Below are 24,870 nucleotides of genomic sequence, written 5' to 3'. Positions count from 1 at the left end.
TCCCAGGTTTTCCGCGTTTTCGCTGGTAGAGGACTCGCACCCCCACGCAACCCCCGCCCAGCCGCCCTCGAACGCGACGGCACCAAGCCACCCGGCCCTGCCGTCGAGTGGCACATGGCTGTGGCATTTCGCGAGAAGAGGTCTCCACCGTGTGCCGCTGATCTTGATGTGCGCCGGTCTTGCTTGGCGGCTGCCTCGGTCGCGACTGTTCGATCGACAGGTACAACGAGAACGGCCCGGCCCCCTGTCCCAAGGACAGCGGGCCGGGCCGTGGTGATCGCCAGTGCTACGGGCGCTTGAACTCGCCGTCGTTCACGCCGGCGGTGAAGGCGTCCCACTCACCGGGGGTGAACACCAGCGCCGGGCCGGTCGGATTCTTCGAGTCGCGGACGCCGACCATGCCGCCTTCGAGGTGCGCGACCTCGACGCAATCCTTAGTCCCACTACGGGTGCTCTTGAACCACACCGCGCCGGATAGATCAACGTTCACCGTTCATACTCCTTCGCAACCTGGAGGACGAGATTTCGGCTGGCAGCCTGATCGAGTGCCAGGCGGTCCAGCTCGGCTGTGACCTGACGGTACTGCCGCACCTCGTCGGTTTTCTCAAGGTACAGGTCCCCGATGAAGCCTTGGAGGTAGACCACCGGGGGCATGGTGAGATCCGCGGTGGTGTGCCGTGGGAACTCGAGGAGGACGAAGGAACCGATCAGGAGCGCGCGGTAGATGCCGGTCGAGGTCGGCACGACGCGTATGGAAATGTTTGCCGACTGACCTCCGTCCGCGAGATGCAGAAGTTGTTCAGTCATGACCGAGGTACTTCCCGCAGTGCGACGAAGGGCGGACTCGTCAACGAACACATCCATGGCGAGCGGGTTCTTCTTGGCAGTCAGCCGCGACCGACGCTTCCGGCCGACCTCCAAGTGCCGCTCGACGTCTTCCACTGGCATGTTCGGATACTCGGCCCAGATGATCGCTCGTCGGTAGTCGTCGGTTTGCAGCAGGTCCGGCAAGACGGTGGTCTGGTACGACGTGATCCGGTTGGCGGCGTCCTCTAGGCCGACGAATAGCCCGAAGTCTTTCGGGATCGTGTCATCGGCAAACGCCTGCCACCAGCCTTTTGCGCCCTTGGTTTCCTTCACCAGCTCTAGGACAACCTGAGTCTCCTTCTCGGTGGCGTTGTAGAGCTGACACAGTCGCTCGATCAGGACCGGGTTGAAGCGGACGGGTTGACCCGTCTCCATCTTCCAGATCGTTGATCGAGCCGAGGCGATCGCAGCAGCTGCGGCCTCTCTCGTGATGTCGGCGCGCTCGCGCAGCGTCTCCAGCTGCATGCCGAGCATGCGCCGCGCGATTGTGGAATCCGTTGCCATCTCGACCTTTCGGAGTGCGTTGCAACTCGAACAAGGATGCAACAACAACTAAAACAGCGCCGGATTTTTGGAAACGTTCGCGCTGAAATCGTCGCAGCAAGCAGGGTTGTGGGTGTCTCCTTGGTAGCGCGCCCGGTGGCGTGAGCAGGTGACGGCGATCTTCCACTCACGTTCCCGACGCCGGTCACTCCCCAGCCTGGGTGGCCGGGCCGGGCGCACCTAACCCGCCTTCGATGTGAGTTGAGGTCTGCCGATGGATGAAGGAGCGTTCGGGGACACACCGCTGTCCCGCTGCATGTTCTATCGCAGGGATTGCGGTTTCAATGCCGTGATCGATCCGCCGGAACTCGGCCGGATCGTGATGCGCGCCGGGTCGGTGTGGGCGGTGACCATGCCCAGCAGGTTGGGCCGAGCGGTGAAAGCGCACATGCAGAGCGGCGGCGGCGCGCTCGGACCCATTGTCGCGCATCCGCGTTCGGGTCGCTGGACGTTCCTTGTCCGTCCCGACATCGAAGACGACGACGTCAAGCTGTTCGCCGAGATGTTCCGCCGGGACGTGAGCATCGCGCGCGAGGGAGCCGTCATCGCGCTTCCCTCCCCTAGCCCGAACGGCTCCATCCGGCAATGGGTTGTTCCGGCTCGCAACGCTTTCCTTCCGTCCGGCCTTGCTGTCGTCGAGGCCGTACGGGCGTGGTCCGAAGTGGTTCCCCAGGCCCCGCGCTATGGCCGGTAGCGCAATGCTGCCTGTGCTCATCGCCTTCGGGGTCGTCTCGTGGCTCGCGATCTGCTTCTTCGTGAGCACGGCGATCCTCGAGTACCGCGTCACCCGCGCGGAAAAGCTCTATCTGGAACTCGCAGCGAATCGATCAGTTCCATCCGATGCCGATATCGAGCGCTTATGTGACCTCACCGAACCGCGCCGCGATCCGTGGGTGCGCCCGGATCTGATCTCGGCGTAAGCGGCCGTCGCTCCACCGCAACAGGCACATAACTCCGCAGTTCTCTCGCGGCTCCACGCCGCCGTCTCGTGGGAGGTGTTCACCAATGGCCGTCGAGGGCGATGCCGAGATCGACGCCGAGTCCAACGGGCCGTGCTACGACACCAACGTTCTCGCCCGGACCCTTTCCTGGTTGGACCACAACAACCCGCACTGGCCGATGCAGAGCTACGAGGCCGCGCGCACGGCCTACCACCATCACCAAGACTGCCCACCGATGACGTGCGCCACCTACATTGCGGCGCTCTACAAAATCAGGAAATGGACTGCTGTCGAGAACGATTCCGATGTCCCTCGGCAGCGAGTGATCATGCAAACCACGCGATCCACCGCACGGCGCGAATACAAACCGGCCCTCGACAACACCCGGGAACAACTGTCACCCCACCCGGAGCAGCCGGACGTACGCCTGGCGGTAGTGATCGACGGCCACCGCCTGGACTTCGCCGCCTGCCTCACCTCCGCCCTATGGTTCCTCCAAGAACAGCACCGGCGACGATTCGTCGACTCCGTAGAGGTGATCCCCGGCGACACAACCGGCTTACGCCGCTTGCCGAACGAAAGACTCTACGACGGACCCTGAATCAGTGGTACACCCGGCAACAGCTCAGCATGACCGAGCAGTTCCTCGCCTGCGGTGTCCACAGTGCCCACCGTTGAAGATTGCCGCGACGGCGCTGGCCGCGCTCGGACAGATTAGAAGCCTTCGTCAGCTGCCTTGCCAGGCTGATGGATGCCGCAGGTCAGAGCGATCGCACGCGGGTCGGTTCAGCGAAGCGCCGTCCGACGGACATTGCTGCGCGGGCCGGTTGCGGAGCCGTCCACGGCGAACGCGTGACGCATAAATTACGTTGTGCTGGAACCGATCGCGATCTGCGTGCGTCCAAAGATATCGACTGCCTTTATTCACAGGCCGGGGGGGTGTCTCGTACTCGGGGTGACGCGTATCCGGTGCCGGGATAGGCGAGTCGATTCATGTTTCGACGAAGCAGGGGGATATCCCATGAAGGTTCGCAATGACCAATCAGCTGCGCCGACAAGCCGAGTCGGTCGAACGCTTCTCTTCGCAGCGACACTGGCGATCGCTATGATCGCGAGCGTGCTGACCTCCGGTTCCGCACAAGCGTCGTATCAGCCGTGCACCAACTACAGAGTCACCACCCAATGGGGCCGAGTCGAAGTCGACACCAGGCCGAAGGACAGAGACCCCATCGGCAACATCGCATGGGCCATGTTCCTCAACAACATCGCCGACATCCCGGGCAGGTACGACTACCAGATATTGGTCAACGGCAGGGCCATCGAGACGGACAACAGGTTCAAGGACGACAACTTTCACATGTCCATCCCAAGGTATTTGGATGGGCGTTATCGGTATGAGTCTGGGGATGAAATCCAGGTCATCGCCTCTCACGCCGCGGGCAAGAACCTGTACGTGACCCCCATCAACCGCTGCACCGTCCCCTACACGGCAGGATAGTTACATGGGTCAGGAAATTTCGAGGCGAGGCGCCGACCTGCTGGCGGCCGACATCGAGTCGGCTCTCGGCTTCGAGGTACACATCGATGAAACGATCCCTGAGCGCCTTCGCCGACTACCTGATCCACCGGGGTGGCGTATCGAGTTCACCGTCCCCGACTTGAGCGTCGTGGTCGGCACCACGCCCGTCGAGAGCACACCCAACGGTGTGGCGTGCAGACTGGCGCGGGAAGTCCACGACGACATCCTGTCCCGCAGTGGAAAGATCTGGCCCGCCGACCCCGCGGGTGGGGACCAGCCGTTGCTCCCCACTCTCGACGGATGGCGTGGGCCGGGTGGCTTGATACCGTTCGGGCAGGTCAAGACAGCCAAGGATCCTGATCCCAGCCTCGACGGCGTGGTCCGATGGTGGCTGCCCGACACCTACGACGGACTCATCGCCAGCCACTCCGGCGACGTATGGTTCTCCTTCTGGCAATACCAGGGCGACGAACAACTCATCACGCCGGGCATGCCGGTGACATGGGTCGTCGGCGAAGGCGGGCACGGAAAGTACCGCAAGGCAGACGAAGTCCGGCCGGCTCAACCGTAGCCCAGTGTTCGGTCGGTATGCCGCCGACTGCGAGGGCAGACCAGCGAGAACGAGGCTTTTCGGCCTGGATATGGGCGACTTCACGCGATCGTCGCAACCTCCCGATCAGGAGGTTGCGACGAGCGTGTTGCTTTCGCAAGAGCGTGGAGTTTCCGTGATCAGGTTGTGCTGGACGGCCGGTATCTCGGGGCCTACGGCTACCCAGGTAGAACCCGGGCCGGTGCCACAATCGTGTAATGACAGCCGCCAGAATGGCCCTCCATCAACGGCTTTCGGTGTCCCTGGCTTCGCGCAGCGATGCCGAACTCGCTGAGCTCGTAGACACCGGTCGAGTCACGAGCCTGGGTGTGGGCGGCGGTACGGCGGTCATCGATGTCGACGGTGCGCCGGTGTTCACCAAGCGAATCCCCCTGACCGACCGGGAGCTCGCCGAGCCGGGTTCCACAGCGAACCTCTTCGACGTGCCGCTGTTCTGCCAGTACGGCATCGGCGGCCCAGGCTTCAGTGCATGGCGGGAGCTGGCCGCGAACATCATCGTCACCGACGGCGTTCTGGCCGGAGAGACGCAGTCGTTCCCGGTGCTCTACCACTGGCGGGTGCTGCCCGGCCGGTCGCCGGTCGCTGACGAACACGCCGACATCGAGGCGGTGGTCGCCGCCCAGGGCGGCTACCCGGCCGTGCGAGCCAGGCTCGAAGCGCTGGCCGCCGCACCGTCCAGCCTCGTGCTGTTCTGCGAATACATCGCCCACCCGATAGCGGACATGCTGCGAGAGGACCCGGCTGGCAAGGCCGCCACAGTCGAGCGGCAGTTCTCCGAAATCGTGGCGTTCCTGCGCGATCGAGAGTTGCTGCACATGGACTGGCACTTCGGCAACTTACGCACCGACATGAAGCGCATCTATCTCAGCGACTTCGGGCTGGCCACCTCTCCCCGATTCGACCTGTCGGCCGCCGAGCGCGACTTCGTAGCACGCCACGCCACCCATGACGCCAGCTACGCCGCCATGCGCCTCGTGAACTGGCTGGTGACGGATGTCTGCGGTGTACCGATGCCGTCCAGCGGCGGCCCCGTCGCCCGCAACGAGTACGTCCTCCAGTGCGCCGCCGGCCACATCCCGGATGACGTGCCACCAGCCGTGGCCGCGATCCTGACCCGCCACGCACCCGCCGCCGCGAAGATGAACGCCTTTTTCTGGAAACTGTGCGACGGCGACATACACGCCGAGTATCCCGGTGTGTGAAGCTCTGGCGACCTTTCTACGTCTTTCGCTTTTCCCTCTACGAGCACCCTTCGGCGACCACGACACCGCCTCCGCGCTTTCGCCCTGTCCCCGCGTGAGCATGGGATATTGACACGATCTGCGGATCAGCAAGGTCAGGCAACCTCCGTTCCGGTGGTGTCGTCGAGGTGCTTGTCGACGGTTGGCTGGAGCTGAGTGAGGATCATCCAGTTGTTCGGGTTCTTGATGTAGGTTGCCCGGACTCGGTAACGCCCTGGATCGAGGGCGATGTGGAGCTGGTTGTCGAGTTCGATCTCAGTTCCCGGCCAGGCCGAGTCGAAAAGCACGACGGATTCTCGTATCTCCCAGATGAGGTCTTCGCCTTGATCCCATGTGATGTGTTCTTGTAATGCTTGCTGCGCTGCGGCGACGAGTTCTGCTTCGGAGTCTGCCGCTGCCCATCGCAGGAACGTCCGCTCGGCTGGGAGATATGTCGTGCGAGCGGGTTGGTCTCCAAGGACCAATGCCTGCTGCGAGCCGACTGTGACCAGGCCGATGTACCCCTCAACCGAGCAGGCTCGGCCGTAGTCGCCCCACGTTTCTACGGGTCCGTCCATGTCGGCTGTGCCGCCCCAGTGGCCAAGTTCTGATTCGGGGGCGATCAGCAGGGGGCCTCCAGCGGACTCGACCCAGGTGTAAAGCATGACGGCTCACTCTTTGTTCGTTTGTCTGTCGGTTTCTCGTACCTGTCATTGTCAACTAGTTGGATCCTCCATGGCCGACTCCTGACCTCATGATCCGCCGAAAAACGGAGCGGTTACCGAGGGACAACGATGACCTGGTTGGGATCGTCGTAGAGAATCCGGCCTGGATCATCCGATTCCAGACGAGTCCATGCGACGCCGTGGAAGTCCAGTATCGCGAGGTAGCCGCCCACGCGGGCGAGGAACTGGGTGGCAGAGGACTTGAACCATGCTTCTGCCCTGGGGTGGCGGGTTCGATCGTAGGGCGAGGGATCGAGGCGTCCGGGGTCGATGAGATATGCCTGATACCAGGCATTTTCGCGTCGACGGAAGTGTTCCTGCTCAGCATTGAGGCAGCCGGACCATGCCAAACCGTTGACCAACGCGAAAACGCCCGGATAGCGGCCGTTCCGGTTCGGCGCCGCCGCTTGATATCGGACGAATGCCGTCTCGGTATCGCTCGAGTCGGATGACTGCACGAGTTCAGCAGACCAGGCGATAACGGTGGGGGCAAAGTATCGGCCGGGCGCACCGCCCTACTGCCAGGTCGCGGTATCGGGGTCGATGCCGTGGGCGCGCGCGCTGGCGTCGATGATTCGACGGAACCACGGGGCAAGACCGGCTCGGATGCCGTCGTAGTGGGCGGCGAATCCCGGATCGGCCTCGTACCTGCGGCCGAGACAGACCTGCATCTGCCTGGTGAGGGGAAAGTACGAAGCGAAAACCTCACGGTGTCGCTCGACGAGTTGATTCGCTTCCGGGCTCCCAGGTGTGACACCGGCGTCCATCGCGTCCCCGAGGGCGCGGTCGAACTCGGCAACGGTGTCCGCGATGGCCTGCCATTCCTCCGGACCGCGCGAGGCCGCGTGTTCGGCGTACTGCTGCCATTGCGTCGTGTCTCCGTAACGCTCACGCGCTCGGGCGGGCCAGTCGGGGTCCCACTGGGGGCCGAAGATCGCGGCCTGCTGCTCGGCGGTAAGCAGCAGGCCGCGCTCGTGGGCGTCGATCATCCGGTCCAGTCCGGCGCTGAGTCGCTGGAGGCGGTCGATCCGTTCGGCGACCTGAGCACGCTGCGCGCGCAACGCGCCGGGCACGTCCGCGGTCGAGTCGTCCAGGATGGCCCGAATCCGGTCCAGCCCGAGACCGAGCTCACGGTAGACGACGATGCGGTGCAGTCGTTGCAGATCACCAGCGGTGTAGAGCCGATACCCGGCAACCGTGCGCAGCGACGGCCGCGCCAGACCGATCTCATCCCAGTGGTGCAGCGCGCGGACCGTCACGCCCAAACGCGCCGAGACCTGACCGACAGTCAGGCCATCGGTATCGGCATCAGGCATGCTCACCATTGTCACCGCGACCGGCGTCCGGTGGCCTGATCCCGACGGCCTCGAGGTCCCGCGCCTCCTGACTGTCCGGATCGAAGGGTTTCGCGGCGGTGAAAACGATCCGTGCGTTCTCAGGGGTTATCACCATCACGTCGCGGGTGTTCCAGGGAGTATCCCGGGGGCCATCGACCGAGTTCGGACGCAACGCACGGCAAGCCTCGACAAGAGAATCGACCTGGTTGAGCACGCACGCGAAACTGAAGCTCACCGCCGGTGGCTGCTCCGGAACGTTCTCGGCAGGGACGAGAAGTACGTCCTGAAAAGCCCATCGGCGCAGATGCACAACGCTGCCGGGAATACTGAACAGCTCGAAGAATCCGAGGCCACGAGTCCAGAAATCCACCGACACCGCCAAATCGCTCGTGGGGATCGTCGCGAACGCGGGCATTCCATAGATGCCACGGAACGGCTCCGGCGCGACCGCATCCGGACCGGGAGTGGGGACGGGGCTCATCTCGAACGCGTTGTAGTAGTCACTCATGCACCCCACCTTCCAGCCTCACGCAACGTAAGGGTCAAGCCGCCGGGCAGGGAACATCGCACTCGTAGGGGCGGCGGAACTAGACCGATAGATTCCTGGCTTCCCGGGCGTAGCAGCCATGCCCCGCCGACAGCCCGGGCATGATAACCACGTTGGCGGCAGCCATCCCCGATGCGGATGTGGAAGGGTGAGTCCACTTAAGAATTCGATTCGGTCGATATCCGGTTCGAGTCCAAGGAGCGAGGAGCGGCTTGGTGGAAGCAACGTTCGATGTGGCTGATTTGGTGGGGTATCGCTATCGAGTGGATGACTACTACGAAGTGGGCCGGGAGAAGATCCGCGAGTACGCGCGTGCTGTCCAGGATTTCCATCCGGCACACTGGAGCGAGGACGCTGCCTGCGAGTTCGGGTACGCCGGTTTGGTCGCGCCGACCACGTTCATCTCGACGGCAGCGATGCTGGCCAACCGTAAGCTCTTCGAGACAGTCATCAGCGGCTACGACGTCTTCGTGCAAACCGATCAAGTGTTCGAGGCGTACAAGCCGGTGCTCACCGGCGACCGGTTGATCAGCGATGTCGAACTCACCTCTGTTCGCCGCATAGCAGGCAAAGACCTGCTCACCGTCACCAACACTTTCGCCGACCAGACCGGCGAGGTGGTGCAGATCATGCATACGACCGTCGTCGGTATCACCGGTGAGGAAGTCGACGCAGGCATCAGTGCCGCGATCGAACGCGTGATCATGCACGGTATCGATGTGCCCTCGCGAACCGCGGCCGCGGCCGGGCAGAGTGCGACGAACCCGGTTCCGCAAACCAGCCCACGCCTCTCCACGATCTCGCGCACGCGTGTCCCGCATACCGCGATCCGATTCGAGGACGTCGCTATCGGCTCCGAGCTTCCTGCTCGGATCGTGTCGCTGACGCGGGGCGATCTGGTGAATTACGCAGGAGTCTCCGGTGACGCGAACCCGATCCACTGGCACGACGGGGTCGCCGCGCTGGCGAATCTCCCTGATGTGATCGCACACGGCATGCTCACCATGGGCCTCGGGGCAGGATTCGTCACCGGTTGGCTCGGTGATCCGGGTGCGCTCACCAGGTACGGGGTACGGCTGTCGAATTACACAATCGTCGAAGCCGCCGCTGCCGGGAGCGTCGAGTTCACCGGGCGCGTCAAGTCGCTCGACCCCGGGACCAGGACCGCTGTCGTCGTCATCGTCGCGAAGTCCGCAGGACGCAAGGTCTTCGGCTTGGCCACGGCGGAGGTGCGCCTCGCGTAGGGCGACAAGCGGACCGGCTGGCCCGCGCCCGATCCGCGCGCAACAACTGACGGCCGCGGCCTCACAAGCGAGTCGGATCGATGACCCGGCCGAGCCCTCAGCACCCCTACTGACGCCGTAATTCGCCGATACCACCGTTGGTCACAGCCACTAGCGTCGTCGAAATTGGCCGACACACAGATGATCTGCCGACTTCCGTCGCCAACACCGCAATCCACGAGAGACGAACCGCGCTACCCCCTCGCCTGCCGCGACATGCAGGTGAAGATGCCAATTGTGCTGTTCGTCGCCGAGCGCGGTCAGAACCTGACAACTCCCGCCCCTGAGCCGCCCACGGCACCAGGATTACCCGCCAAACGGCGTCAACATCTACCGTCCTAGCCGGATGTCGGAGGTGTTCAGCAGGAGTGTGCGGGGTTCAGATGCCCGCGCTGCCGGTGGATGGGCGTGCCCGGCGCAGTTCGCAGGCCAGCCGGTCGGCGTCGGGCCGGTCCTCGCCGGAGCGGGCGCAGCCCTGCGAGGTGTAGCCCTGTCGGTCGTAACCCCAACGGTCATAACCGTAATGGTCATAACCCCAACGGTCGTAGCCCCAACGGTCGTAACCCCAGACATCGAAACCGTCGGGGCCGTAGGGGTCTTCTGGCTCAGCAGGTTTCGGCAATGACGGGGTCGTCACGGGCGGTTCGGTCGTTACCGGCGGAGCAGTGGTGACCGGCGGAGCAGTGGTGACCGGCGGAGTACTGGTCACCGGTGGGACAGTGGTGACCGGTGGGACAGTGGTCACCGGCGGAGCAGTGGTCACCGGCGGCACCGTCGTCACGGGCGCGGTGGTGACGGGTGCGGTAGCGCTCGGGCTTTGATCAGAAGTTGCGAATGCCGGTATGACAAGCGCGGCCGGAGCAAGCGCCACCGTCCCGGCGACTGCGGCCAGCAGGACCGACTGCCGAACGGTGCGCGAACTTCTCCTCCACTGCGACATAGTTGACCTCCAACGCGATATGAGCGCGCTCACCGCACCCGAGTCCCCTATCGGTCGAATGTCCAAAATCTGTTACATAGGAGTGACTTTCGCGCCCGTCATGTTTCAGGAGGCGTGAGCCCTCAGGGCCCCGGCCTGGTTCTGGCGAACGGAGTCGATCCGTGCGGGATTGATCCCGATACTGGTCGACGAGATGCTGGTAGAAGCTGTTCTCCGGCGCTTCCAGTGGGATGGCCCGCAGGCCGATCGTGACCTTCCGGCCGACCACCTTCGAGTATCCGTCTTGGTCGATGCCGAGATCCGCTACGACCGCTGATACCAGTTCGTCCAGTTCCTCGTCCGTCACATAGACGGCGAGACGGCATTCGACCGGGACGCGCGCCGGGTCGTACGCGTCGCCCCACGCGCGCTGAGCGAACTCGTCGACCGCCGTGACCGGCCCGAAGCTCGTGAAGCACGGGATACGGTTCACCTCGCGGATCCGATGGGTGCTTTCTTCGAGCGCCAGTGCGACGGGGTGGATTCCCTCATCGTGGAGGGCGCCCGGCCCGGTCGCGTCCGGCATCCCGAGTTCTACCGCGAACTCCCACACCTGATGTTCGTCGTCCACGTACAACAATCCCTGCTACTTCTTCGATGAGCTCTCGACGCGGCATCAACCGGAATTCGCGGCTGCTCCCCCGGACCAGTTGGCCGCTATCTCACCGGCCTTGGGTGGCGATGAACGCTTGTACGGCGTCGAGGAATTCCGGGCCGCCCACTACATAGCCGCCGACGGTTCCACCGATCAGTACGCCCACGGGGACGCTGACGCCCCAGATCAGGGGCATACACGCGCCCAAGAGGCCGCCCACGATCGCGCCGCCGACCACGCCGGGCAGGTTCTTGTCGATCTGCTCCTTGAGCCGGTCGTAGGAGCTGATGTCCTCCAGTTGCGCGATATCCGCCGGGGTCGATGTCAGGGTGCGGTCGTCCGCGCCGACGTGCTGGTAATTGACGCCATGATCCGAACCGGAAGTCGCGTCCCCCGCAATCACCGCGGCCGGCTGTTCCGTTACGACCGGTTCCGCATGAGCGGTGGCCGCGGCTATGCCCACGGTCGAGATGGCCATGAAAACGGCAGCGGTGATTTTCTCGAGCTTCATCTTCGAATCCCTCCACTCAGCTGCCCCTGATGGGCGGACCGAATCAGACCTTAGGCGTCGAAGTGGAAAGTGTGTGTAAGCCACACGCAGTTCGAAGTCACCGCGCCGCATTTGTGCACCGGCCCCAGCGCCGTTCAGTACAGCATTCAGCATGAGGTCAACAGTGGGGCCGACTCGATTCCGCGCCGAGCCCACCGTGTAGTCGCCGAGCGAGGGCTCGAGCGGGAGACTTCAAATCGGCTCGATGACGTTCTTCCGAAGGTGTCCGTAGACAACGGATGTACGTACGTCTGCGAGTTCCTTTCGCTCGGTGAGCTTGTCCAAGACCACCGAGTGCAGGTGGTCGGTGTCGCGAACAGCCACATGGAGCAGGAAGTCGTCTGCGCCTGTCAGCGTGAAGATTTCGATCACCTCGGGCATCTCCGTGACGAAGGCCTGGAACTGCTCGATGACCGCACGCGTCGGCGGTCGTATCCGTACGGCGATGATCGCCTGCAGCCCCCGGCCGAGCGAGGGGAGGTCTACTTCGGCGTGGTATCCGAGCAGCACGCCACGCTCCCGGAGGGAGCGAATCCGCTCCAAGCAGGTGGAGGGTGCGATGCCCAACTCCTGGGCCATGTCCCGGTTGGTGCGCCGACCGTCCAACTGCAGAAGCCGAAGTATCGCCGAATCTAGTTCATCCATATTCTGCCTCTCCGATGAAAATCCGAATTAAATTCGGACATACCTGTGTCCGTTCGGCAGAATGCTACCTTGGTCGCAATATCTCCGTTCATGATTCGTTTCCGTAGAAGCGGTCGAACAGAGGTCACGAGTTCGGATGAAAAGGGCAGTGGAAGTGGACGAGCGGCTGGCCAAGGTGTTGGCGATCTGTTCGGTCGTAGTGGCCGCGCTGTTGTGGAGCAGCTCGTACGCGGTGACCAAGCTGGTGCTGACAGAGGTCGGCCCGCTGAGCATCGGGGCCATCCGCTTCACCCTCGCCGCGGTACTGCTCGGGATCATCATGTTCCTGCGCCGCAACCCGGCCGTCAGACCCGATGCTCGCCAGCGGCGGCTGATCTACCTCAGCGGACTATTGGGCATTACGGCCTACTTCGTGCTGGAGAACATCGGCGTCGAGTTGTCGACGGCCTCCGACGCCTCTTTGATCGTGGCCACCTACCCACTGATGACCATGCTCCTGGAGCTGGTGGTCTTCCGGACCAGAATGCCGCCGCTGCGGGTCGGCGGCGTGCTGCTGGCCACCTCGGGGGTTTTCCTCATCGTTCGCAACGGGGCGGACGTCGGGGGCAGCGCTCGCTGGTCCGGCGACATTCTGCTGTTGCTCGGCGGACTGGTATGGGCCGGGTACAACATGCTGGGCAAGCATGCCGGGCGCGGGCAAGGCGCGGTGACCCTCACCTATTACCAGACCATGGCCGGCGCCACCGGCTTCCTGTTCGCCTCGCTACCGGAGATGAAGCATTGGCGGGTACCCGGCGCCACAGCCTCGGCGCTGCTCGTCTATCTGGCCGTTGCATGTTCGGTCGGCGCCTTTCTGCTCTACAACTACGGCCTCCGCCGGATGGCCTCGAGCGTCGCGGTGAACATCCTCAACCTGGTGCCGGTGTTCGGTGTGCTCGGCGCCGTGGTGATCAATGCGGAGACGGTCCGGCCGGCGCAGGTCTTCGGCGGCGTCGTCGTCATCGCCGGGGTGACACTCGGATTGGTCGAGCACCGTTCGCCCGCCGAGAAAGTCACAGTTGCCCGAACCGACCCGGCAACCGAGTGCGTGTGAAGGATGCGGGGGTACCGAAGCGCCCATGCACCTGTTGCCCTAGCCGCGATAAATCTCGACGTAAGCGTTGGTCGCCACCGCGACAACACCGGGACCCATTCCCGTGCATCCCGTGGTGACGCGCTGGCCGGTGGGTGTGAAGGGGTAGCTGAGCGCTTGGTAAGGACCGACACCGTACTGCGGGAACGGTCCGCTGGCGTAGAGCCCGAAGCAGTCGACATGCAGGACGTAGTTGCTTCCTCCGTCGGGTTGGCAAGTCGCCGACGCACCGAAGAGATCTCGCTCGACGACGCAATCCTGCGGCGCCGCTTGGGCGGTCCCGGAGCCGACGATTGCGGCGAAAGCCAGACCCGAAACTCCAGCGGCCGCGACACGTATGGCGGCGGTGAGAACATTCCTCATGAAAACTCCTCCTGTTACGGGGTTCTCTTCGACCTTCAGCGGCTGGACGTTACGGCTGTTGGTGCGACTTCCCCGATTCGTGCGATCGACACCGTGAACACGCCGGGACCAAGTCGCGGCCAATACACTGCACGCATGCGACGACCGCGCGCCATGGTGCTCGATGAGGTGTGGCGCAAGCTCGAGGGTGTCGAACCGCTCAGCGGCCCGCACGGGGGTCCGCTGCGCCGGACGGTGAAGCTCGTGCTCGACCCGTTGGTGATCCGGCCCGTGCAGCATCCGTCGTGCGCGGGGCCGATCCTGACGGCCGACGGCGCGGTGTTGCTGGAGGCGCGCATTCAGGCTGCGGCCGATGTGCTGCGCGCGACGGCGGCCTGGTTCACGGTGCTCAAGCAGGTGCGGCGGACGCTGCGGATCACCGAGGGGCACCCGCAGGATCTGTACTTCCAGCGCTGTTTCGAACTGGCGACCACCTCGGGCATGCCGGATCCGGCGCGGGCGCGCGCCGTCGCGGAGGACGCGTTGCGCGAGATCCACGAGTACACCGCGGGGCGCACCACGCAGGCGCTGAAGGAGTACCTCACCGACCACACCCGGGAACGAGAGCTGGCCGGGCTGCTCGATCTGGCCTGGCGGCGGCGTCCGCTCACCGGCCCTGCGGGTGCCGACCACGACGCGGAGGTGCGGGAACTGCTGGAAGCCTGCGCGGCGGCACGGCTCGGCGAGGACGCCGACGGACAGCCGACCCTGGGCCGGCTGGTCGCGGCCCACGCCGGTACGCACACGGGAATCCGGCTGTGGCAGGAGGAATCCGCTCAGGAATTGGGGTTGACGGCGCATCCGGTGCCGCTGCGCCCCGCGATCGGGTCTTCGGCCTCGAAATCGACCCTCGGGCTCCCGTTCGATCGCAGCGTCTACGAGCGGGTGTTCACCGTGTTGCAGGCGTCCACCGAACGCGCGGAGCTGCCGCCGATCCCCGAACTGGTCGACGCCGAGATCGCCCGCAGTTGCGCACCGTGGGCGCTGCTGGACGAGTCGCTGCGCGTGACGGCCACGGCGGGGGCCGCCCTGGCGACCGGCTTGGCGCCCATCGAGCACCGCCGCGGACCGTCGACCGGTCGGCCGCGTCTGCGTCCGGCCGGAACGGGCACAACGCCATCCAGGGCGCACCAGCTGGTCAACAGCCGTTGGCAGCGGGAAGCCTATGTGTTGCAAGCGCGGCGGCTGGTGGTCTCGGCCGAGCCGCCCACCGGTCCGCTGGCCGCCATCGCCGCGGAACTGATCACGCCGTGGCAGCCCTACCTGCGCCGATTGTGGGTCCGCCTGCACGGAAGGGATGTCAGGGAGTACGCGATCCACGATCCGGACGAGCTGTGGGATCTGCTCGACGGCGTGGCGCGTTCGGTCATCCTGGACCATCGCACACGGGTCAAGCGGGCGCTGAGCGTGCGGGCGGGCGCGGGTGAGCCGGACGCGGCGGAATCGAAGGCGAGCTGATGAGCACGACCGTACGCATCCGCCGCCGCGACGGCCTGTGGATCATCGCGCCGGACGACGCTCCGACCGTCGTGGACGACGCGGCCGGGGTGGACGTGCTGGTGCTCGAGGTGGCGGGCGGGCACTTGACCTGGAGCCTGCTCAGCGGGCAGGTGACACCGGCCGCGGTGCTCGATGACATAGCCCTCGCACAGGAATGGATCTGGGCGGTATACGGCGAGCAGGTGGCCGTCGCCCTCGACGAAACCACCGAAGGTGAATACGCGGTCCAGCCCGCCCTCCCCGACTTGTCCGCGCGCGCCTGGCGGCTCGGTTACGCCCGCTGGGCGGCGCGCTGGTGGCCCGCGTCGACGCTGGACGGCATCGCCCCGCTGGACGAAGGGCTGCTGGACGACGAGATAGCCACGCTGAGCGAGGAATGCGACCTGATCGTCGACGGCGCCGACGCGGTCGTCGAGGAGCGCACGACCACCGCCACGCTCGGCCGAGCGGAGGACTACGCGCTGGCCGCCGGACCGGCCACCGTCGCCGCCCCCGGTGCGCTCGTCTTGGCCAGGGGAACGGCGGGCTGGGACTGGCAGCGCTGCCCACCGGGCTTGCTCGACGCCTCGGAAAGCGCCGTGTCCTGGGAAGTGGTGCGCGCGGCCGGATCGACGATCGTGCGGGTGAGCGCGGTGGCCGCCCCGCTCTCGCCGGCGGATATCCCGGCGCACCTGCATCCCCGCGCCGCAATCCGCACTCCGGCCGACGCCGCCGACGTGCCGCTGATCCGCGACGGCGAACTCTGGGGGGCCGAGACCACGGCCCCTGCCGGTGCGGAAGCGGGCGTGACGGTGCACATCTACGTTCCCGGCGTCGGTGTGGACGAACCGGAGCCGGACGCTGCGGGCAAGCGCGCGCGGATTCGCGACCTGGTCACCTCGCGGTTGCACCGCACCGACGACGCGTCCGGCAACCCCGCCGACTCGCTTCTGCTGGCGGAAATCGCCGCCACAGCGTCGGATTCGGATTTCTGATATGCAGACTCCGGACGACGGCCGGGAATTGCTCGCCGCGGGCGCCGCCGCGTACACCCGCGGCGACCCGGCCGAGGCGAAACGCCTGTTCGAGGACGCCGCCGAACGAACCACCGGCGACATCAGGCTCGGCGCGATCATCAATGCCGCGAGCATGGCCGACGAACTCGGCGACCACGCCGCCTCGCTCGCCCTCTACCGTTCGGCGCTGGCCGAAATGCCGGGGCACGCACCGCGATTGCGCCCGAACGCCCTGGTCAACATGTCGCAGGCGCTGCAGCATCTCGGCGATCTCGACGCGGCGCAGGCGGCGCTGGAGCAGGCGCGGGCCTTGCTCGCCGACAACACCGACACCGATCTCGGCGTGCTGCGCGTGGCCTGCCTGCTCTCCCTGACCGCCGTCGCGTTGCATCGGCAGGACTGGGCCTACGCCGCCGAGCTGGCCACCGAATCACTGGAGGCGGCAAGACGTTTCGCACCGCAACTGGCCGGTCATCCGCTGATGAATCTCGCCGCCGCCTACTTCGAGACCGGACGCCGCGACCTGGCCGTGGATTTCGCGCGGCAGGCGCTGGCCGCGTTCGAGTCCGCGGGCGATCGCAACGCGGTCGCCGAGACCGAGCAGAATCTCGCCATCATGCTCGTCCGCCTCGAGCGATACGACGAGGCCGAGGCCCCGCTGCGCTCCAGTCAGGCGTATTTCGAGCAGGCCGGGTTGGGGCACCGAGCCGGGGTCGGCCTCAAGACCATGGGATTCCTCGCCGAGGGACGCGGCGATCTGGCGGGCGCGCACGAGTTCTACCAGCGGAGCTTGGCGTATTTCGGCGCGTCCGGAGCCGTTCTCGACGCCGCCGACCTGCGCATTCGCTCCGCCACCGTGGCATTCAAGTCCGGAAGGGCCGCAGAGTGCGAGCAGTTGCTGGCCGAGGCGTTCGCGATCTACGCCGAGCGTGGCCTCGGCCTGCACTGCGCCCAGCTCGATTTCTGGCACGCGACGCTGCTGGAAAGCGCGATCGACGCGACCGAGCCGCCGCAGGCGGAATTGCTCGCGCGCGCCGTCGGCATCGCCGTGCCCGCTGCCCTTGCCATCGACGCGGTGCGCCACACCTTGCCGAACGGCACGCAGCGCGAGCAGTGGAACCGGCAGATCGCCGACCCCGCCATGCGATTGGCGTTCCGCTTCGCCTACCTTTCCGGCAACGGCGTCCTCGTTGCCGATCTGATCGAAACGCAGTGTGCTGGGACGACTTTGGCGCTCGACCGCACCGAGCCGGAAACTCCCGCCCGGCTCCCGCTCGAGCTGTTGGACCCGCCGGAGGACTTCACCGATCACCCCGGCAGCGCCGCCCTGCAACTGGGGGCCGCCCTGGCGGAGGTCGCGGCCGGGGCGGGTCTGCCGGTCGCGCCGCCGCCGCGCCTGGCATCGGCCGTGGAAGGGCGGATCGCGCTCGCGCCGTTCATCGCCGCCGCCGAGCAGCGCTACGGCCGGGTGATCCGCGACGATCGGGTGCTGACGGTATGACGCGACCGACTGTGCTGGTCCGCATGGCGGACGCGGGAGACATCTACGTGTCGTGGCGATGGGTGGAGGAAAGCTATCCGCGCGGCGCGGGAATGCTTCCGCAAGAAGAGGCGATGCGGGCGGTGGAACTGCTCACCGACGCGTTGCCGCGGCCCGCCGAGCCGAGCGGTCTCGAGCGGGCGCTCACCACCGGCGCGTTCGCCGACTACGAGCGGGAATACGTCGTGGCACAGAAGCTTTCCCGCGCACTGCTGCCCTACGGCTTGGCCGCGCAGCTCTACGACCTGTGGCAGCGCGGTGTGCGGCCGCATATCCGGCTGCAACCGTCACCCCGGGTCGCCCAGGTGCCGTGGGAGATCATCGCGCCGGACCGCGATGTCCGGCTGATCGATATCGCCGACGTGAGCCTGCTGGCTCCGGCGAGCGTCGGGCAAGCGCCAGGCCGGGTCGCGCGCACCTGGACCGAGACCGCCGCGCTTCCGGTCGTCGCGGTGCTCGACCCGCGCATTCCCGGTTTCCGCGCCGATTCGACGCTCGGCTCGGTGCTGGGCCGGATGAGCGCCGAAGCCCCGCTCGCGCGACGAATGGCGAGTTACGCCGCGAACGACCGCTTGCGGCCCGCGGTATCGAACCCGGTCGAGGCCTTCCGCCGCACGGATGTCGATCGCGACTGGCTGGGCTCCGTTCTGCGTGAGGGCGCGAGCCGCTTGCTCTACGTCGGGCACGTCACTGCCGCCGCGCCCGAATCCGGCCGCAGCGAGGAGGCCGAACTGCACCTCGCCTGTGCCGCCGATGCCGTCGGCTTCGCCGAGCCATCCCGCACGCACCGGCCGTTCTCGGCCAAAGACCTGCTGCTCGGCACGCACACCCTCGACCCGCGACCGGTTGCCGGAGCACGGCTGTGGCCGATGCCGAGCCGGGTCGCGCTGGTCGCCTGTGAAAGTGGCGGCGATCTGCGGTTCAGCGAGGCACTCGGCCTCACCACCGCGATGATCACCGGCGGCGCTGAGCTGGTCACCGCGAGCCGGTGGCCGCTGCCCACCGATTTCGCCTTCCAGCGCATCGCGGGCGCACCGGCGCAGGCCGAGCCGCTCCAAGAGGCCGTCTGCGCCATCGACGCGGCGCACGAGCAGCCCGACCCGGTGACCGCCATCGCCGCATGGCAGCGCGACCGTTTCACCGCGTGGCGCGAGACCGGCCGGATCGAGCATTCGCCGGTGCTCTGGGCTGCCTTCGCCACCGTGTGCGCCTGAGTCGGGCAAATCATCCCGCGCGGTCTACATATAGCGGTCTACGTGCGACGATGCCGCACGAAAATGGGTAACGCAACTACTGCGCAAACCGACACCCAGCATCGAACGTGTGGATAAGCTCGAACGCCGTCACCCTCCACGATTCGCGATCAGGAGAAGCAGTTACACCAGTCGGATGACCGCCTCGACCGGCCGCTGAGGAGCCCACCAATGCGTTACTACGCCGTCTACGACAACGACGGAAACCTCGCCACCATCCTCGGACAACCTGACGACGCACCTCCGCTGCGCGCCACCGCATTCCACCGGGGGCAACGGCTCACCGAACTGGCCCTACCGGACGGGGCAGTAGACCCCGCCGACCCGGACAGCCTGACCGCTCTGCTCGACCTGGTCACGAACCGGCGAGTCGAGGCGACGGCAGGCCGCGCCGACACGGGCGCTCGCCGCTAGCCGGATGCCCGCGTGAGGGCGACCACCGGGATCACCCGGGATGTCTTCATCTCGTGTTCGGCGAAGAACGGATAGGTGTGCTTGAGCATCGCCCAGGTGCGGTCGCGGTCGTCGCCGGTCAACAGGGTGGCCAGCGCCGGGTAGCTCTCCTCGTCCAGCTCGACGGTGACGTGCGGGTCATCCCGCAGGTTCGCATACCAGTCGGGGTGTTTCGGCGCGCCGATGTTGGACGCGACGATGAGCAGGCGGTCGCCGTCGCGGTGGAACATCAGCGGGGTGGTGTAGGGGGCGCCGGATCTGCGGCCGATCGTGGTGAGCAGGATCAGACGGTCGCGCCGCATGCCATCGATCTCGCCACCCGCTCGGAACCGAGCGATGGTTCGTCGATTGACTTCCTTGACGTCCACGGTTCACCTCCCTTGCCTGTGGTGGACCAGGCTCAGCTTTCCCTCCGGCCGCACACCGTGTCCGGGAAACGCCGGGATCGGCGGCGGCACCGGCGCATTCACTCGCGATGGGCGAGCAGGTGCTGGATCAGCAGCCGGGTCAGCGCCTCCGGCGCCTCCTCGGGAATCCAGTGCGAGACGTCCTCGAGCATTTCGAACCGGTAGGGGCCCGAGACGTATTTCGCGGTGGCCAGCGCCGCGGTGGACCCGACGGTCGCGTCTTCGGTGCCCCACACGTACAGGGTGGGAACACACGCGGGGCCGGTGGGGCCGGCGAGATCCATGGCGCGATACCAGTTCAGCGCGGCGGTGAGCGCGCCGGGCCGCGAGAGCCTGCGCACGTAGTCCTCGACCCGTTCCTCCGAGATCTTCCACTCGAAGATCCGGCGCAGCGCGGCCCCTTCGTCGGCGAGCAAGGTCCGCTCCGCGGTGCGCGGTTGCCGCAGGGCGGTCAGATGCTGCGACCGCCGCGCTTGATCCTCGTCCTCGGCCATCGCCTGCTGGAGCGCGGCGGGATGCGGCTGCGACACCGCGCTGAACGTGCGCACCCGCTCGGGCAGCCGCGCCGCCACCGCCCACCCGACCCGCGCGCCGCAATCGTGGCCGATCAGGTCGAACCGCTCCCAGCCCAGCGCGTCGGCGATGGCCACCACATCGCAGGCCAGTTCCTCGAGCCGATAGTCGGCGGCTCGCTCGGGCCGCACCCCCGGTGAGTATCCGCGCTGATCGGGCGCGACGGCGCGGCATCCGCCACCGCCGAGCACGCCGAGCTGGAATTCCCACTCCCGCGCGTTCTGGGGAAACCCGTGCAGCAACAGCACTTCCCGCCCGCCGGGAGCGCCGGCGGCCAGGACGTCGAAGGTTCCCGCCCCGGTGCGAATCTCGAGTTCTTCGATCACCCGCCCGACTCTAGAACCGGGTACCGACGCGCGTCAGTGCTCGTCGAAATGGCCGTCGTGAGCGGCGTGGCGGTGGCCCTCGTGCACATAGTCGACGTGGTCGCCGTGCTGGACGGCCTCGTGGCCGCAGTTGGGGCCGTGCTGGTGCGGGTGATCGCGGCACTCGGTGTGCTCGGACCGCTCGCACTCGTCGTAGTGACCTTCGTGTTCGCGGTGCAGATGACCATCATGGGCGTAGTCGATGTGATCGCCGTGCTGGAACGCCGTGTGCCCGCAGCCGGGGCCGTGCACATGATCGTGGCCGGTGTGCTGGGCGTGTGCTGTGGTCATCGAATTTCCCTCTTTCCTGGCGCGGATAGCTGGAATCGTGATGACAAATACATTAGCAGATGCGCATCAATGAAATTGCCCTGCGTGTGCTGGCTCGTGTCAGAGCACCTGGGCGAGGAACCTGCGCAGGCGCGGAGTCTGCGCGTCGTCGAACAGCGCGTCGGGCGTGCCGGTCTCCACCACCTGCCCCTGATCCATGAAGACCACGCTGTCGGACACCGTGCGCGCGAAACCCATCTCGTGGGTCACCACGACCATAGACATACCGCCGGAGGCCAGGTCGGCCATCAGGCCGAGCACGCCCTTCACCAGCTCGGGGTCCAGCGCCGAGGTGGCCTCGTCGAAGAACATGATCTCCGGCCGCATGGCCAGCGCCCGCGCGATGGCGACGCGCTGCTGCTGCCCGCCGGACAGGTTCGCCGGACGCGAATCGGCCTTGTCGGCCAGACCCACGATCTCCAACTGCTCGACGGCCAGCGCCCGCGCCTCGTCCTTGGACAGGCCGCGCAGCTTGCGCGGACCGAGCGCGACGTTGTCCGCGACGGTCTTGTGCGGGAAGAGATTGAAATGCTGGAACACCATGCCGATGCGCTGACGCAACCGGTCCGGATTCTCGGTGAGCACGGACTTGCCGTCCAGCAGCACGTCGCCCTTGTCCGGCTCGTACAACCGGTTCAGCACCCGCAGCAGCGTCGACTTGCCCGATCCGGACGGCCCGATGACGGTGACGGTCTTGCCCGCGTCGACATGGATGTCGATGCCGCGCAGCACGTGGTTGTGCCCCAGCGTCAGATGCAGTCCGGTACCGGTGAGGGAGGCACTCATCTATCCGCGCCCTTCCGTGATCGTGGCCGCCTCGACCTGGTCGATCGGCCGGTCGGGTCGTCCGGTCCGCATCCGGCGGTCGATGTAGTTCACCAGGTGGGTGAGCGGGATGGTGAGCAGCAGGTAGACCAGCCCGGCGGCCACCAATGGCGAGAGATTGCCGGTCTGCGCGTTGAGATCGCGTCCGACGGCGAACAGCTCGCGCTGGGTGGCGAGCAGGCCGAGGAAGTAGATCAGCGAGGAATCCTTGATCAGGGCGATGAACTGGTTCATCAGGGCCGGGAGCACCCGGCGCACACCCTGCGGGATCACCACCAGCGTCATCGCCTGGCGGTAACCGAAGCCGATGGCGCGCGCCGCCTCCAGCTGTCCGGCCTCGACCGATTGGATGCCGGAGCGGAAGATCTCGCCGATGTAGGCCGAGGCGAGCAACGCCAGCGCGACCGCGCCGAGCCAGTACGGGTTGTTCCCGGTGAGGTTACGCACCACCGGACCGACGCCGAGGCCGATCAGCAGGATGATCACCACGGCGGGCAGGCCACGGAAGATGTCGGTGTACACCCGCGCGGGCCAGCGCAACCAACGGGTCCGCGAAATTCCCGCGACCGCGAGCAGCATGCCGATGACGGTGCCGAGGACACCGGAGACCACCGCCAGGATCAGCGTGTTGGGCAGCCCGGTCTTGAACAGATCGGGAAACGCCTTGCGATACAGCGACCAGTCGAAGAACGTGTCCTTCAGCTGCCGCAAAGTCGATTTCGGCGCGTTCTGCCCCGTCTCGTCCTTCTGCTTGCCCGCGGCGAGCGCGGCGAAATCCGGCAGCTGCGGCGCGGGCGCGGCCCGCGACCCCGGCTTCCAGCCCGGCGGCAGCTCCCGCGGCACCCACTCGGTGTAGAGCTTGGCGTAGGTGCCGTCCGCGATCACCGCGTCCAAGCCGCTGTTGAGCGCGTCGATCAGCGGCTGATTGTTCTTGGCGACCGCGTAGCCGACGAAATTGTCCAGGCTGAAGGTGTTCTGCGATACCGACGTCCCGTCGCCCGGCTTGATCGCGCCTTCGGCTTGGGCGGACGGGGCCACCCAGGCGTCCACCTGGCCGGACTTCAGGTTGGCGTAGGCGGTGTTGTAGTCGGGGAACTTCACCGGGTCCAGATGCAGCTGGTTCACCACGAACTCGTCCTGCACGGTGCCCTGCACCACCGCGATCCGCGTGCCACGGTTCAGATCGGCGAACCCCTTGATCGCGCTGCCGCTGGGCACCACAAGCGAGAAGTAGCCGAAGTCGTAGCCGTTGGTGAATCCGACCAGCTGGCGGCGCGCGTCGGTGGTGGTGATGTTGGACGAGCCGACGTCGAAACGGCCGCCCGACACCTGGGCCAGCAGCCCGGCGAACTCGGTGCCGGAGAACTCCACCTGGAGACCGAGCTTGGCGCCGATCGCCTTCAGCAGCTCGTTGTCGAAGCCGGTGAACGTGCCCTGCCGGTCGACGCAGATGCTCGGCGGCGCGTCCGAGAGCGTGCCGACGCTGAGCTTGCCCGGCGTGATCAGGCCGAGTCTCGAGACGTCGATCGAGGTCAGCGGCGCTGTGGTCGCGGTGGTGTAGCGGTCGCCGCCCGCGGCGGCAGAGGAGGCCAGGTTGGTCGGCGCGGCGGAGGCGGCGGCCGGGCCTGGCGGCGCGCAGAGGTTGCGCTCCGTGGCCGCGTCGTCGGAGCCGGAACCGCACGCCGTCGCGCTGAGACCGACGGCGAGCAAGAGCACGGCGATCAACGCACGAGACCGCACAGCGGGCAGAACAGCCATGACGGACAACCTTAACCACGAAAGTCCGCTAATCCACGGCTACCCCGAGGCCGGTAGCGCCGGAAGCCATGCCGCCGCGACGGGTCGAGGGTTTCGATCACGGTGATTCGAATGCCACGCCGCCGTCGCGCAACAGTCGGCGCTCAGGCCAGACCGCTCACCGGTTCCGGGTTGAGCTCGTCGCGCCATCGCACGGCTTTCGCGACCTCGCTCAGGTCGTAGTCCGGGCCGCTGGTCCCGATGGTGAAGGTGGTCACGCCCGCCTCGACGAAAGCGGAAGCCTTCTCCAGTCCCGGCCACTGCACCGAACGCTCGATGCGCGCTTGGTCGGTGCCGACGGCCGCGCAGTGCTCGGCGAGCACCTTGTTCTTGTGCGCGAGCACGTCCAGGTCGGCGAAGGTGTGCCACATGTCGGCGTACTGCGCGACGAGCCGCAAGGTCTTCTTCTCGCCACCGCCGCCGATCAGGATCGGCAGATCGCGGGTCGGGCGCGGATTGAGCTTCGGCAGCCGGGCGCTGATCCGGGCGAGGGTCTCCTTCAGCAGTTCCAGCCTGCTGCCAGGGGTGCCGAAATCGTAGCCGTACTCGTCGTAGTCCTTCTTGAACCAGCCCGCGCCGAGACCGAGGATGAGCCGTCCGCCGCTGATGTGGTCGACGGTGCGCGCCATGTCGGCCAGCAGGTCCGGATTGCGGTAGCCGCCGCCGGTGACCAGCGCGCCGATCTCCACCCGCTCGGTCTGCTCGGCGAACGCGCCCAGCATCGTCCAGCACTCGAAATGCGCGCCGTCGGGATCGCCGGTGAGCGGATAGAAGTGATCCCAGTTGAACACGATGTCGACGCCCGCGTCCTCGCATCGCAACACCGCGTCCCGGATGAGCCGGTACTCCGGCGCGTGCTGCGGCTGTAGCTGAACTCCGATCCGAACTGGACGACTCATGGCATTCTCCTCGTCGCTCGGTCCCGTCCCCGCCCCGA

General features: G+C 66.4%; 31 protein-coding genes and 1 pseudogene. 14 read left to right on the top strand and 18 right to left on the bottom strand.

Features of this window, described 5'->3' with window-relative positions; translation table 11 throughout:
- Positions 1–286 precede the first annotated feature (286 nt).
- The gene (locus ACWDMM_RS16920; protein ID WP_280412159.1) at positions 287–490 is read right to left on the bottom strand and encodes a DUF397 domain-containing protein; all 204 of its coding nucleotides are present in this window, start codon (positions 488–490) and stop codon (positions 287–289) included.
- Positions 487–1,371 (bottom strand): DUF5753 domain-containing protein, encoded by an 885-nt coding sequence (locus ACWDMM_RS16915; protein ID WP_449938236.1) that lies wholly within the window; start codon positions 1,369–1,371, stop codon positions 487–489. The genes ACWDMM_RS16920 and ACWDMM_RS16915 overlap by 4 nt, the downstream gene beginning before the upstream one ends.
- Positions 1,372–1,624: 253 nt before the next feature.
- Between ACWDMM_RS16915 and ACWDMM_RS16910 the strand changes: the two genes are divergently transcribed.
- The 6 genes from ACWDMM_RS16910 to ACWDMM_RS16885 all read left to right on the top strand — a co-directional run bounded on the left by ACWDMM_RS16910 (position 1,625) and on the right by ACWDMM_RS16885 (position 5,682).
- Positions 1,625–2,104, top strand: a complete 480-nt coding sequence (locus ACWDMM_RS16910; protein ID WP_449938234.1) for a DNA-directed RNA polymerase subunit beta — start codon at positions 1,625–1,627, stop codon at positions 2,102–2,104.
- Positions 2,105–2,108: 4 nt separating this feature from the next.
- A complete protein-coding gene (locus ACWDMM_RS16905; protein ID WP_195080981.1) occupies positions 2,109–2,330 on the top strand; it encodes a hypothetical protein in 222 nt (73 codons plus the stop codon).
- Between the two features lie 85 nt (positions 2,331–2,415).
- The gene (locus tag ACWDMM_RS16900) at positions 2,416–2,952 is read left to right on the top strand and encodes a hypothetical protein (RefSeq protein ID WP_195080982.1); all 537 of its coding nucleotides are present in this window, start codon (positions 2,416–2,418) and stop codon (positions 2,950–2,952) included.
- 420 nt (positions 2,953–3,372) lie between these two features.
- Positions 3,373–3,849 carry a hypothetical protein gene (locus ACWDMM_RS16895; RefSeq protein ID WP_449938230.1) on the top strand — a complete coding sequence of 159 codons (477 nt, stop codon included), beginning with the start codon at positions 3,373–3,375 and terminating at the stop codon, positions 3,847–3,849.
- A gap of 4 nt (positions 3,850–3,853) precedes the next feature.
- On the top strand, positions 3,854–4,441 hold the full coding sequence (locus tag ACWDMM_RS16890; protein ID WP_357109734.1) for a hypothetical protein: 588 nt from the start codon (positions 3,854–3,856) through the stop codon (positions 4,439–4,441).
- Between the two features lie 236 nt (positions 4,442–4,677).
- The gene (locus ACWDMM_RS16885; RefSeq protein WP_449938227.1) at positions 4,678–5,682 is read left to right on the top strand and encodes a serine/threonine protein phosphatase; all 1,005 of its coding nucleotides are present in this window, start codon (positions 4,678–4,680) and stop codon (positions 5,680–5,682) included.
- Between the two features lie 134 nt (positions 5,683–5,816).
- On the opposite strand, the gene ACWDMM_RS16880 is transcribed toward ACWDMM_RS16885, so the two are convergent.
- The 4 genes from ACWDMM_RS16880 to ACWDMM_RS16865 all read right to left on the bottom strand — a co-directional run bounded on the left by ACWDMM_RS16880 (position 5,817) and on the right by ACWDMM_RS16865 (position 8,270).
- Positions 5,817–6,365 (bottom strand): Imm21 family immunity protein, encoded by a 549-nt coding sequence (locus ACWDMM_RS16880; RefSeq protein ID WP_449938224.1) that lies wholly within the window; start codon positions 6,363–6,365, stop codon positions 5,817–5,819.
- Positions 6,366–6,478: 113 nt separating this feature from the next.
- Complete coding sequence (locus ACWDMM_RS16875) at positions 6,479–6,883, bottom strand: hypothetical protein (RefSeq protein WP_357109743.1); 405 nt, start codon at positions 6,881–6,883, stop codon at positions 6,479–6,481.
- Positions 6,884–6,940: 57 nt separating this feature from the next.
- On the bottom strand, positions 6,941–7,741 hold the full coding sequence (locus ACWDMM_RS16870; RefSeq protein ID WP_357109746.1) for a MerR family transcriptional regulator: 801 nt from the start codon (positions 7,739–7,741) through the stop codon (positions 6,941–6,943).
- Positions 7,734–8,270: a VOC family protein gene (locus ACWDMM_RS16865; RefSeq protein ID WP_195080988.1), complete on the bottom strand. Its 537-nt coding sequence runs from the start codon at positions 8,268–8,270 to the stop codon at positions 7,734–7,736. The genes ACWDMM_RS16870 and ACWDMM_RS16865 overlap by 8 nt, the downstream gene beginning before the upstream one ends.
- A gap of 251 nt (positions 8,271–8,521) precedes the next feature.
- Between ACWDMM_RS16865 and ACWDMM_RS16860 the strand changes: the two genes are divergently transcribed.
- Positions 8,522–9,553: a fused (3R)-hydroxyacyl-ACP dehydratase subunits HadA/HadB gene (locus ACWDMM_RS16860; protein ID WP_195080989.1), complete on the top strand. Its 1,032-nt coding sequence runs from the start codon at positions 8,522–8,524 to the stop codon at positions 9,551–9,553.
- A gap of 418 nt (positions 9,554–9,971) precedes the next feature.
- Here ACWDMM_RS16860 and ACWDMM_RS16855 read toward each other — a convergent pair whose 3' ends face one another.
- Positions 9,972–10,229: a hypothetical protein gene (locus ACWDMM_RS16855; RefSeq protein ID WP_195080990.1), complete on the bottom strand. Its 258-nt coding sequence runs from the start codon at positions 10,227–10,229 to the stop codon at positions 9,972–9,974.
- 31 nt (positions 10,230–10,260) lie between these two features.
- Here ACWDMM_RS16855 and ACWDMM_RS16850 point away from each other — a divergent pair, with 31 nt between their 5' ends.
- Entirely contained in the window at positions 10,261–10,413 is a 153-nt protein-coding gene (locus tag ACWDMM_RS16850) for a hypothetical protein (RefSeq protein ID WP_195080991.1), read from the top strand.
- On the opposite strand, the gene ACWDMM_RS16845 is transcribed toward ACWDMM_RS16850, so the two are convergent.
- From ACWDMM_RS16845 to ACWDMM_RS16830, 4 genes and pseudogenes are all read right to left on the bottom strand, one after another.
- Positions 10,414–11,142, bottom strand: a complete 729-nt coding sequence (locus tag ACWDMM_RS16845) for a hypothetical protein (RefSeq protein WP_449938218.1) — start codon at positions 11,140–11,142, stop codon at positions 10,414–10,416. It lies immediately after the preceding gene.
- Between the two features lie 91 nt (positions 11,143–11,233).
- Entirely contained in the window at positions 11,234–11,677 is a 444-nt protein-coding gene (locus tag ACWDMM_RS16840) for a hypothetical protein (RefSeq protein WP_195080993.1), read from the bottom strand.
- A 231-nt stretch (positions 11,678–11,908) separates the two neighbouring features.
- The gene (locus ACWDMM_RS16835) at positions 11,909–12,226 is read right to left on the bottom strand and encodes an Lrp/AsnC family transcriptional regulator (protein ID WP_323124628.1); all 318 of its coding nucleotides are present in this window, start codon (positions 12,224–12,226) and stop codon (positions 11,909–11,911) included.
- A 9-nt stretch (positions 12,227–12,235) separates the two neighbouring features.
- Positions 12,236–12,361, bottom strand: a pseudogene (locus ACWDMM_RS16830) (Lrp/AsnC family transcriptional regulator); the annotation flags it as partial.
- 136 nt (positions 12,362–12,497) lie between these two features.
- On the opposite strand from ACWDMM_RS16830, the gene ACWDMM_RS16825 reads away from it, so the two are divergent.
- Complete coding sequence (locus ACWDMM_RS16825; protein ID WP_449938215.1) at positions 12,498–13,454, top strand: DMT family transporter; 957 nt, start codon at positions 12,498–12,500, stop codon at positions 13,452–13,454.
- Between the two features lie 39 nt (positions 13,455–13,493).
- On the opposite strand, the gene ACWDMM_RS16820 is transcribed toward ACWDMM_RS16825, so the two are convergent.
- Positions 13,494–13,856, bottom strand: a complete 363-nt coding sequence (locus ACWDMM_RS16820; RefSeq protein WP_357109759.1) for a hypothetical protein — start codon at positions 13,854–13,856, stop codon at positions 13,494–13,496.
- Between the two features lie 153 nt (positions 13,857–14,009).
- Between ACWDMM_RS16820 and ACWDMM_RS16815 the strand changes: the two genes are divergently transcribed.
- The 5 genes from ACWDMM_RS16815 to ACWDMM_RS16795 all read left to right on the top strand — a co-directional run bounded on the left by ACWDMM_RS16815 (position 14,010) and on the right by ACWDMM_RS16795 (position 19,597).
- Positions 14,010–15,353, top strand: a complete 1,344-nt coding sequence (locus tag ACWDMM_RS16815; protein ID WP_357109797.1) for a hypothetical protein — start codon at positions 14,010–14,012, stop codon at positions 15,351–15,353.
- Complete coding sequence (locus ACWDMM_RS16810; protein WP_449938212.1) at positions 15,353–16,369, top strand: hypothetical protein; 1,017 nt, start codon at positions 15,353–15,355, stop codon at positions 16,367–16,369. The genes ACWDMM_RS16815 and ACWDMM_RS16810 overlap by 1 nt, the downstream gene beginning before the upstream one ends.
- A gap of 1 nt (position 16,370) precedes the next feature.
- Positions 16,371–17,891, top strand: coding sequence for a tetratricopeptide repeat protein (locus tag ACWDMM_RS16805; RefSeq protein ID WP_357109763.1), 1,521 nt, complete (start codon positions 16,371–16,373; stop codon positions 17,889–17,891).
- Positions 17,888–19,144, top strand: coding sequence for a CHAT domain-containing protein (locus ACWDMM_RS16800; protein ID WP_449938210.1), 1,257 nt, complete (start codon positions 17,888–17,890; stop codon positions 19,142–19,144). Before ACWDMM_RS16805 ends, ACWDMM_RS16800 begins: the two co-directional genes overlap by 4 nt.
- Before the next feature lie 210 nt (positions 19,145–19,354).
- Positions 19,355–19,597, top strand: a complete 243-nt coding sequence (locus ACWDMM_RS16795; RefSeq protein WP_195080999.1) for a hypothetical protein — start codon at positions 19,355–19,357, stop codon at positions 19,595–19,597.
- Here the strand turns inward: ACWDMM_RS16795 and ACWDMM_RS16790 are convergent.
- The 6 genes from ACWDMM_RS16790 to ACWDMM_RS16765 form a co-directional block, all read right to left on the bottom strand.
- Positions 19,594–20,004, bottom strand: a complete 411-nt coding sequence (locus ACWDMM_RS16790; RefSeq protein ID WP_323124621.1) for a nitroreductase family deazaflavin-dependent oxidoreductase — start codon at positions 20,002–20,004, stop codon at positions 19,594–19,596. The genes ACWDMM_RS16795 and ACWDMM_RS16790 overlap by 4 nt on opposite strands.
- A gap of 98 nt (positions 20,005–20,102) precedes the next feature.
- A complete protein-coding gene (locus ACWDMM_RS16785; protein WP_449938207.1) occupies positions 20,103–20,942 on the bottom strand; it encodes an alpha/beta fold hydrolase in 840 nt (279 codons plus the stop codon).
- 33 nt (positions 20,943–20,975) lie between these two features.
- The gene (locus ACWDMM_RS16780) at positions 20,976–21,272 is read right to left on the bottom strand and encodes a hypothetical protein (RefSeq protein WP_067796121.1); all 297 of its coding nucleotides are present in this window, start codon (positions 21,270–21,272) and stop codon (positions 20,976–20,978) included.
- A gap of 99 nt (positions 21,273–21,371) precedes the next feature.
- Positions 21,372–22,097, bottom strand: coding sequence for an amino acid ABC transporter ATP-binding protein (locus ACWDMM_RS16775; RefSeq protein WP_195081002.1), 726 nt, complete (start codon positions 22,095–22,097; stop codon positions 21,372–21,374).
- A complete protein-coding gene (locus ACWDMM_RS16770; RefSeq protein ID WP_195081003.1) occupies positions 22,098–23,894 on the bottom strand; it encodes an ABC transporter substrate-binding protein/permease in 1,797 nt (598 codons plus the stop codon).
- Positions 23,895–24,037: 143 nt separating this feature from the next.
- The gene (locus ACWDMM_RS16765; RefSeq protein WP_195081004.1) at positions 24,038–24,832 is read right to left on the bottom strand and encodes an LLM class F420-dependent oxidoreductase; all 795 of its coding nucleotides are present in this window, start codon (positions 24,830–24,832) and stop codon (positions 24,038–24,040) included.
- Between the last annotated feature and the right edge of the window lie 38 nt (positions 24,833–24,870).

The organism is Nocardia sp. NPDC003726, assembly GCF_053586955.1.
Note: the sequence above shows the minus strand (reverse complement) of the source record. Positions and strands in the feature narration are given on the sequence as shown.

Bases quoted from the DNA above. Each gene is read 5' to 3' on its own strand.
- ACWDMM_RS16765 (WP_195081004.1), bottom strand. From the start codon at position 24,832: ATGAGTCGTCCAGTTCGGATCGGAGTTCAGCTACAGCCGCAGCACGCG.
- ACWDMM_RS16825 (WP_449938215.1), top strand. From the start codon at position 12,498: ATGAAAAGGGCAGTGGAAGTGGACGAGCGGCTGGCCAAGGTGTTGGCG.
- ACWDMM_RS16810 (WP_449938212.1), top strand. From the start codon at position 15,353: ATGAGCACGACCGTACGCATCCGCCGCCGCGACGGCCTGTGGATCATC.
- ACWDMM_RS16775 (WP_195081002.1), bottom strand. From the start codon at position 22,097: ATGAGTGCCTCCCTCACCGGTACCGGACTGCATCTGACGCTGGGGCAC.
- ACWDMM_RS16885 (WP_449938227.1), top strand. From the start codon at position 4,678: ATGACAGCCGCCAGAATGGCCCTCCATCAACGGCTTTCGGTGTCCCTG.
- ACWDMM_RS16895 (WP_449938230.1), top strand. From the start codon at position 3,373: ATGAAGGTTCGCAATGACCAATCAGCTGCGCCGACAAGCCGAGTCGGT.
- ACWDMM_RS16915 (WP_449938236.1), bottom strand. From the start codon at position 1,371: ATGGCAACGGATTCCACAATCGCGCGGCGCATGCTCGGCATGCAGCTG.
- ACWDMM_RS16815 (WP_357109797.1), top strand. From the start codon at position 14,010: ATGGTGCTCGATGAGGTGTGGCGCAAGCTCGAGGGTGTCGAACCGCTC.
- ACWDMM_RS16805 (WP_357109763.1), top strand. From the start codon at position 16,371: ATGCAGACTCCGGACGACGGCCGGGAATTGCTCGCCGCGGGCGCCGCC.
- ACWDMM_RS16780 (WP_067796121.1), bottom strand. From the start codon at position 21,272: ATGACCACAGCACACGCCCAGCACACCGGCCACGATCATGTGCACGGC.
- ACWDMM_RS16905 (WP_195080981.1), top strand. From the start codon at position 2,109: ATGCTGCCTGTGCTCATCGCCTTCGGGGTCGTCTCGTGGCTCGCGATC.
- ACWDMM_RS16795 (WP_195080999.1), top strand. From the start codon at position 19,355: ATGCGTTACTACGCCGTCTACGACAACGACGGAAACCTCGCCACCATC.
- ACWDMM_RS16890 (WP_357109734.1), top strand. From the start codon at position 3,854: ATGGGTCAGGAAATTTCGAGGCGAGGCGCCGACCTGCTGGCGGCCGAC.
- ACWDMM_RS16800 (WP_449938210.1), top strand. From the start codon at position 17,888: ATGACGCGACCGACTGTGCTGGTCCGCATGGCGGACGCGGGAGACATC.
- ACWDMM_RS16840 (WP_195080993.1), bottom strand. From the start codon at position 11,677: ATGAAGCTCGAGAAAATCACCGCTGCCGTTTTCATGGCCATCTCGACC.
- ACWDMM_RS16820 (WP_357109759.1), bottom strand. From the start codon at position 13,856: ATGAGGAATGTTCTCACCGCCGCCATACGTGTCGCGGCCGCTGGAGTT.
- ACWDMM_RS16770 (WP_195081003.1), bottom strand. From the start codon at position 23,894: ATGGCTGTTCTGCCCGCTGTGCGGTCTCGTGCGTTGATCGCCGTGCTC.
- ACWDMM_RS16910 (WP_449938234.1), top strand. From the start codon at position 1,625: ATGGATGAAGGAGCGTTCGGGGACACACCGCTGTCCCGCTGCATGTTC.
- ACWDMM_RS16865 (WP_195080988.1), bottom strand. From the start codon at position 8,270: ATGAGTGACTACTACAACGCGTTCGAGATGAGCCCCGTCCCCACTCCC.
- ACWDMM_RS16870 (WP_357109746.1), bottom strand. From the start codon at position 7,741: ATGCCTGATGCCGATACCGATGGCCTGACTGTCGGTCAGGTCTCGGCG.
- ACWDMM_RS16900 (WP_195080982.1), top strand. From the start codon at position 2,416: ATGGCCGTCGAGGGCGATGCCGAGATCGACGCCGAGTCCAACGGGCCG.
- ACWDMM_RS16880 (WP_449938224.1), bottom strand. From the start codon at position 6,365: ATGCTTTACACCTGGGTCGAGTCCGCTGGAGGCCCCCTGCTGATCGCC.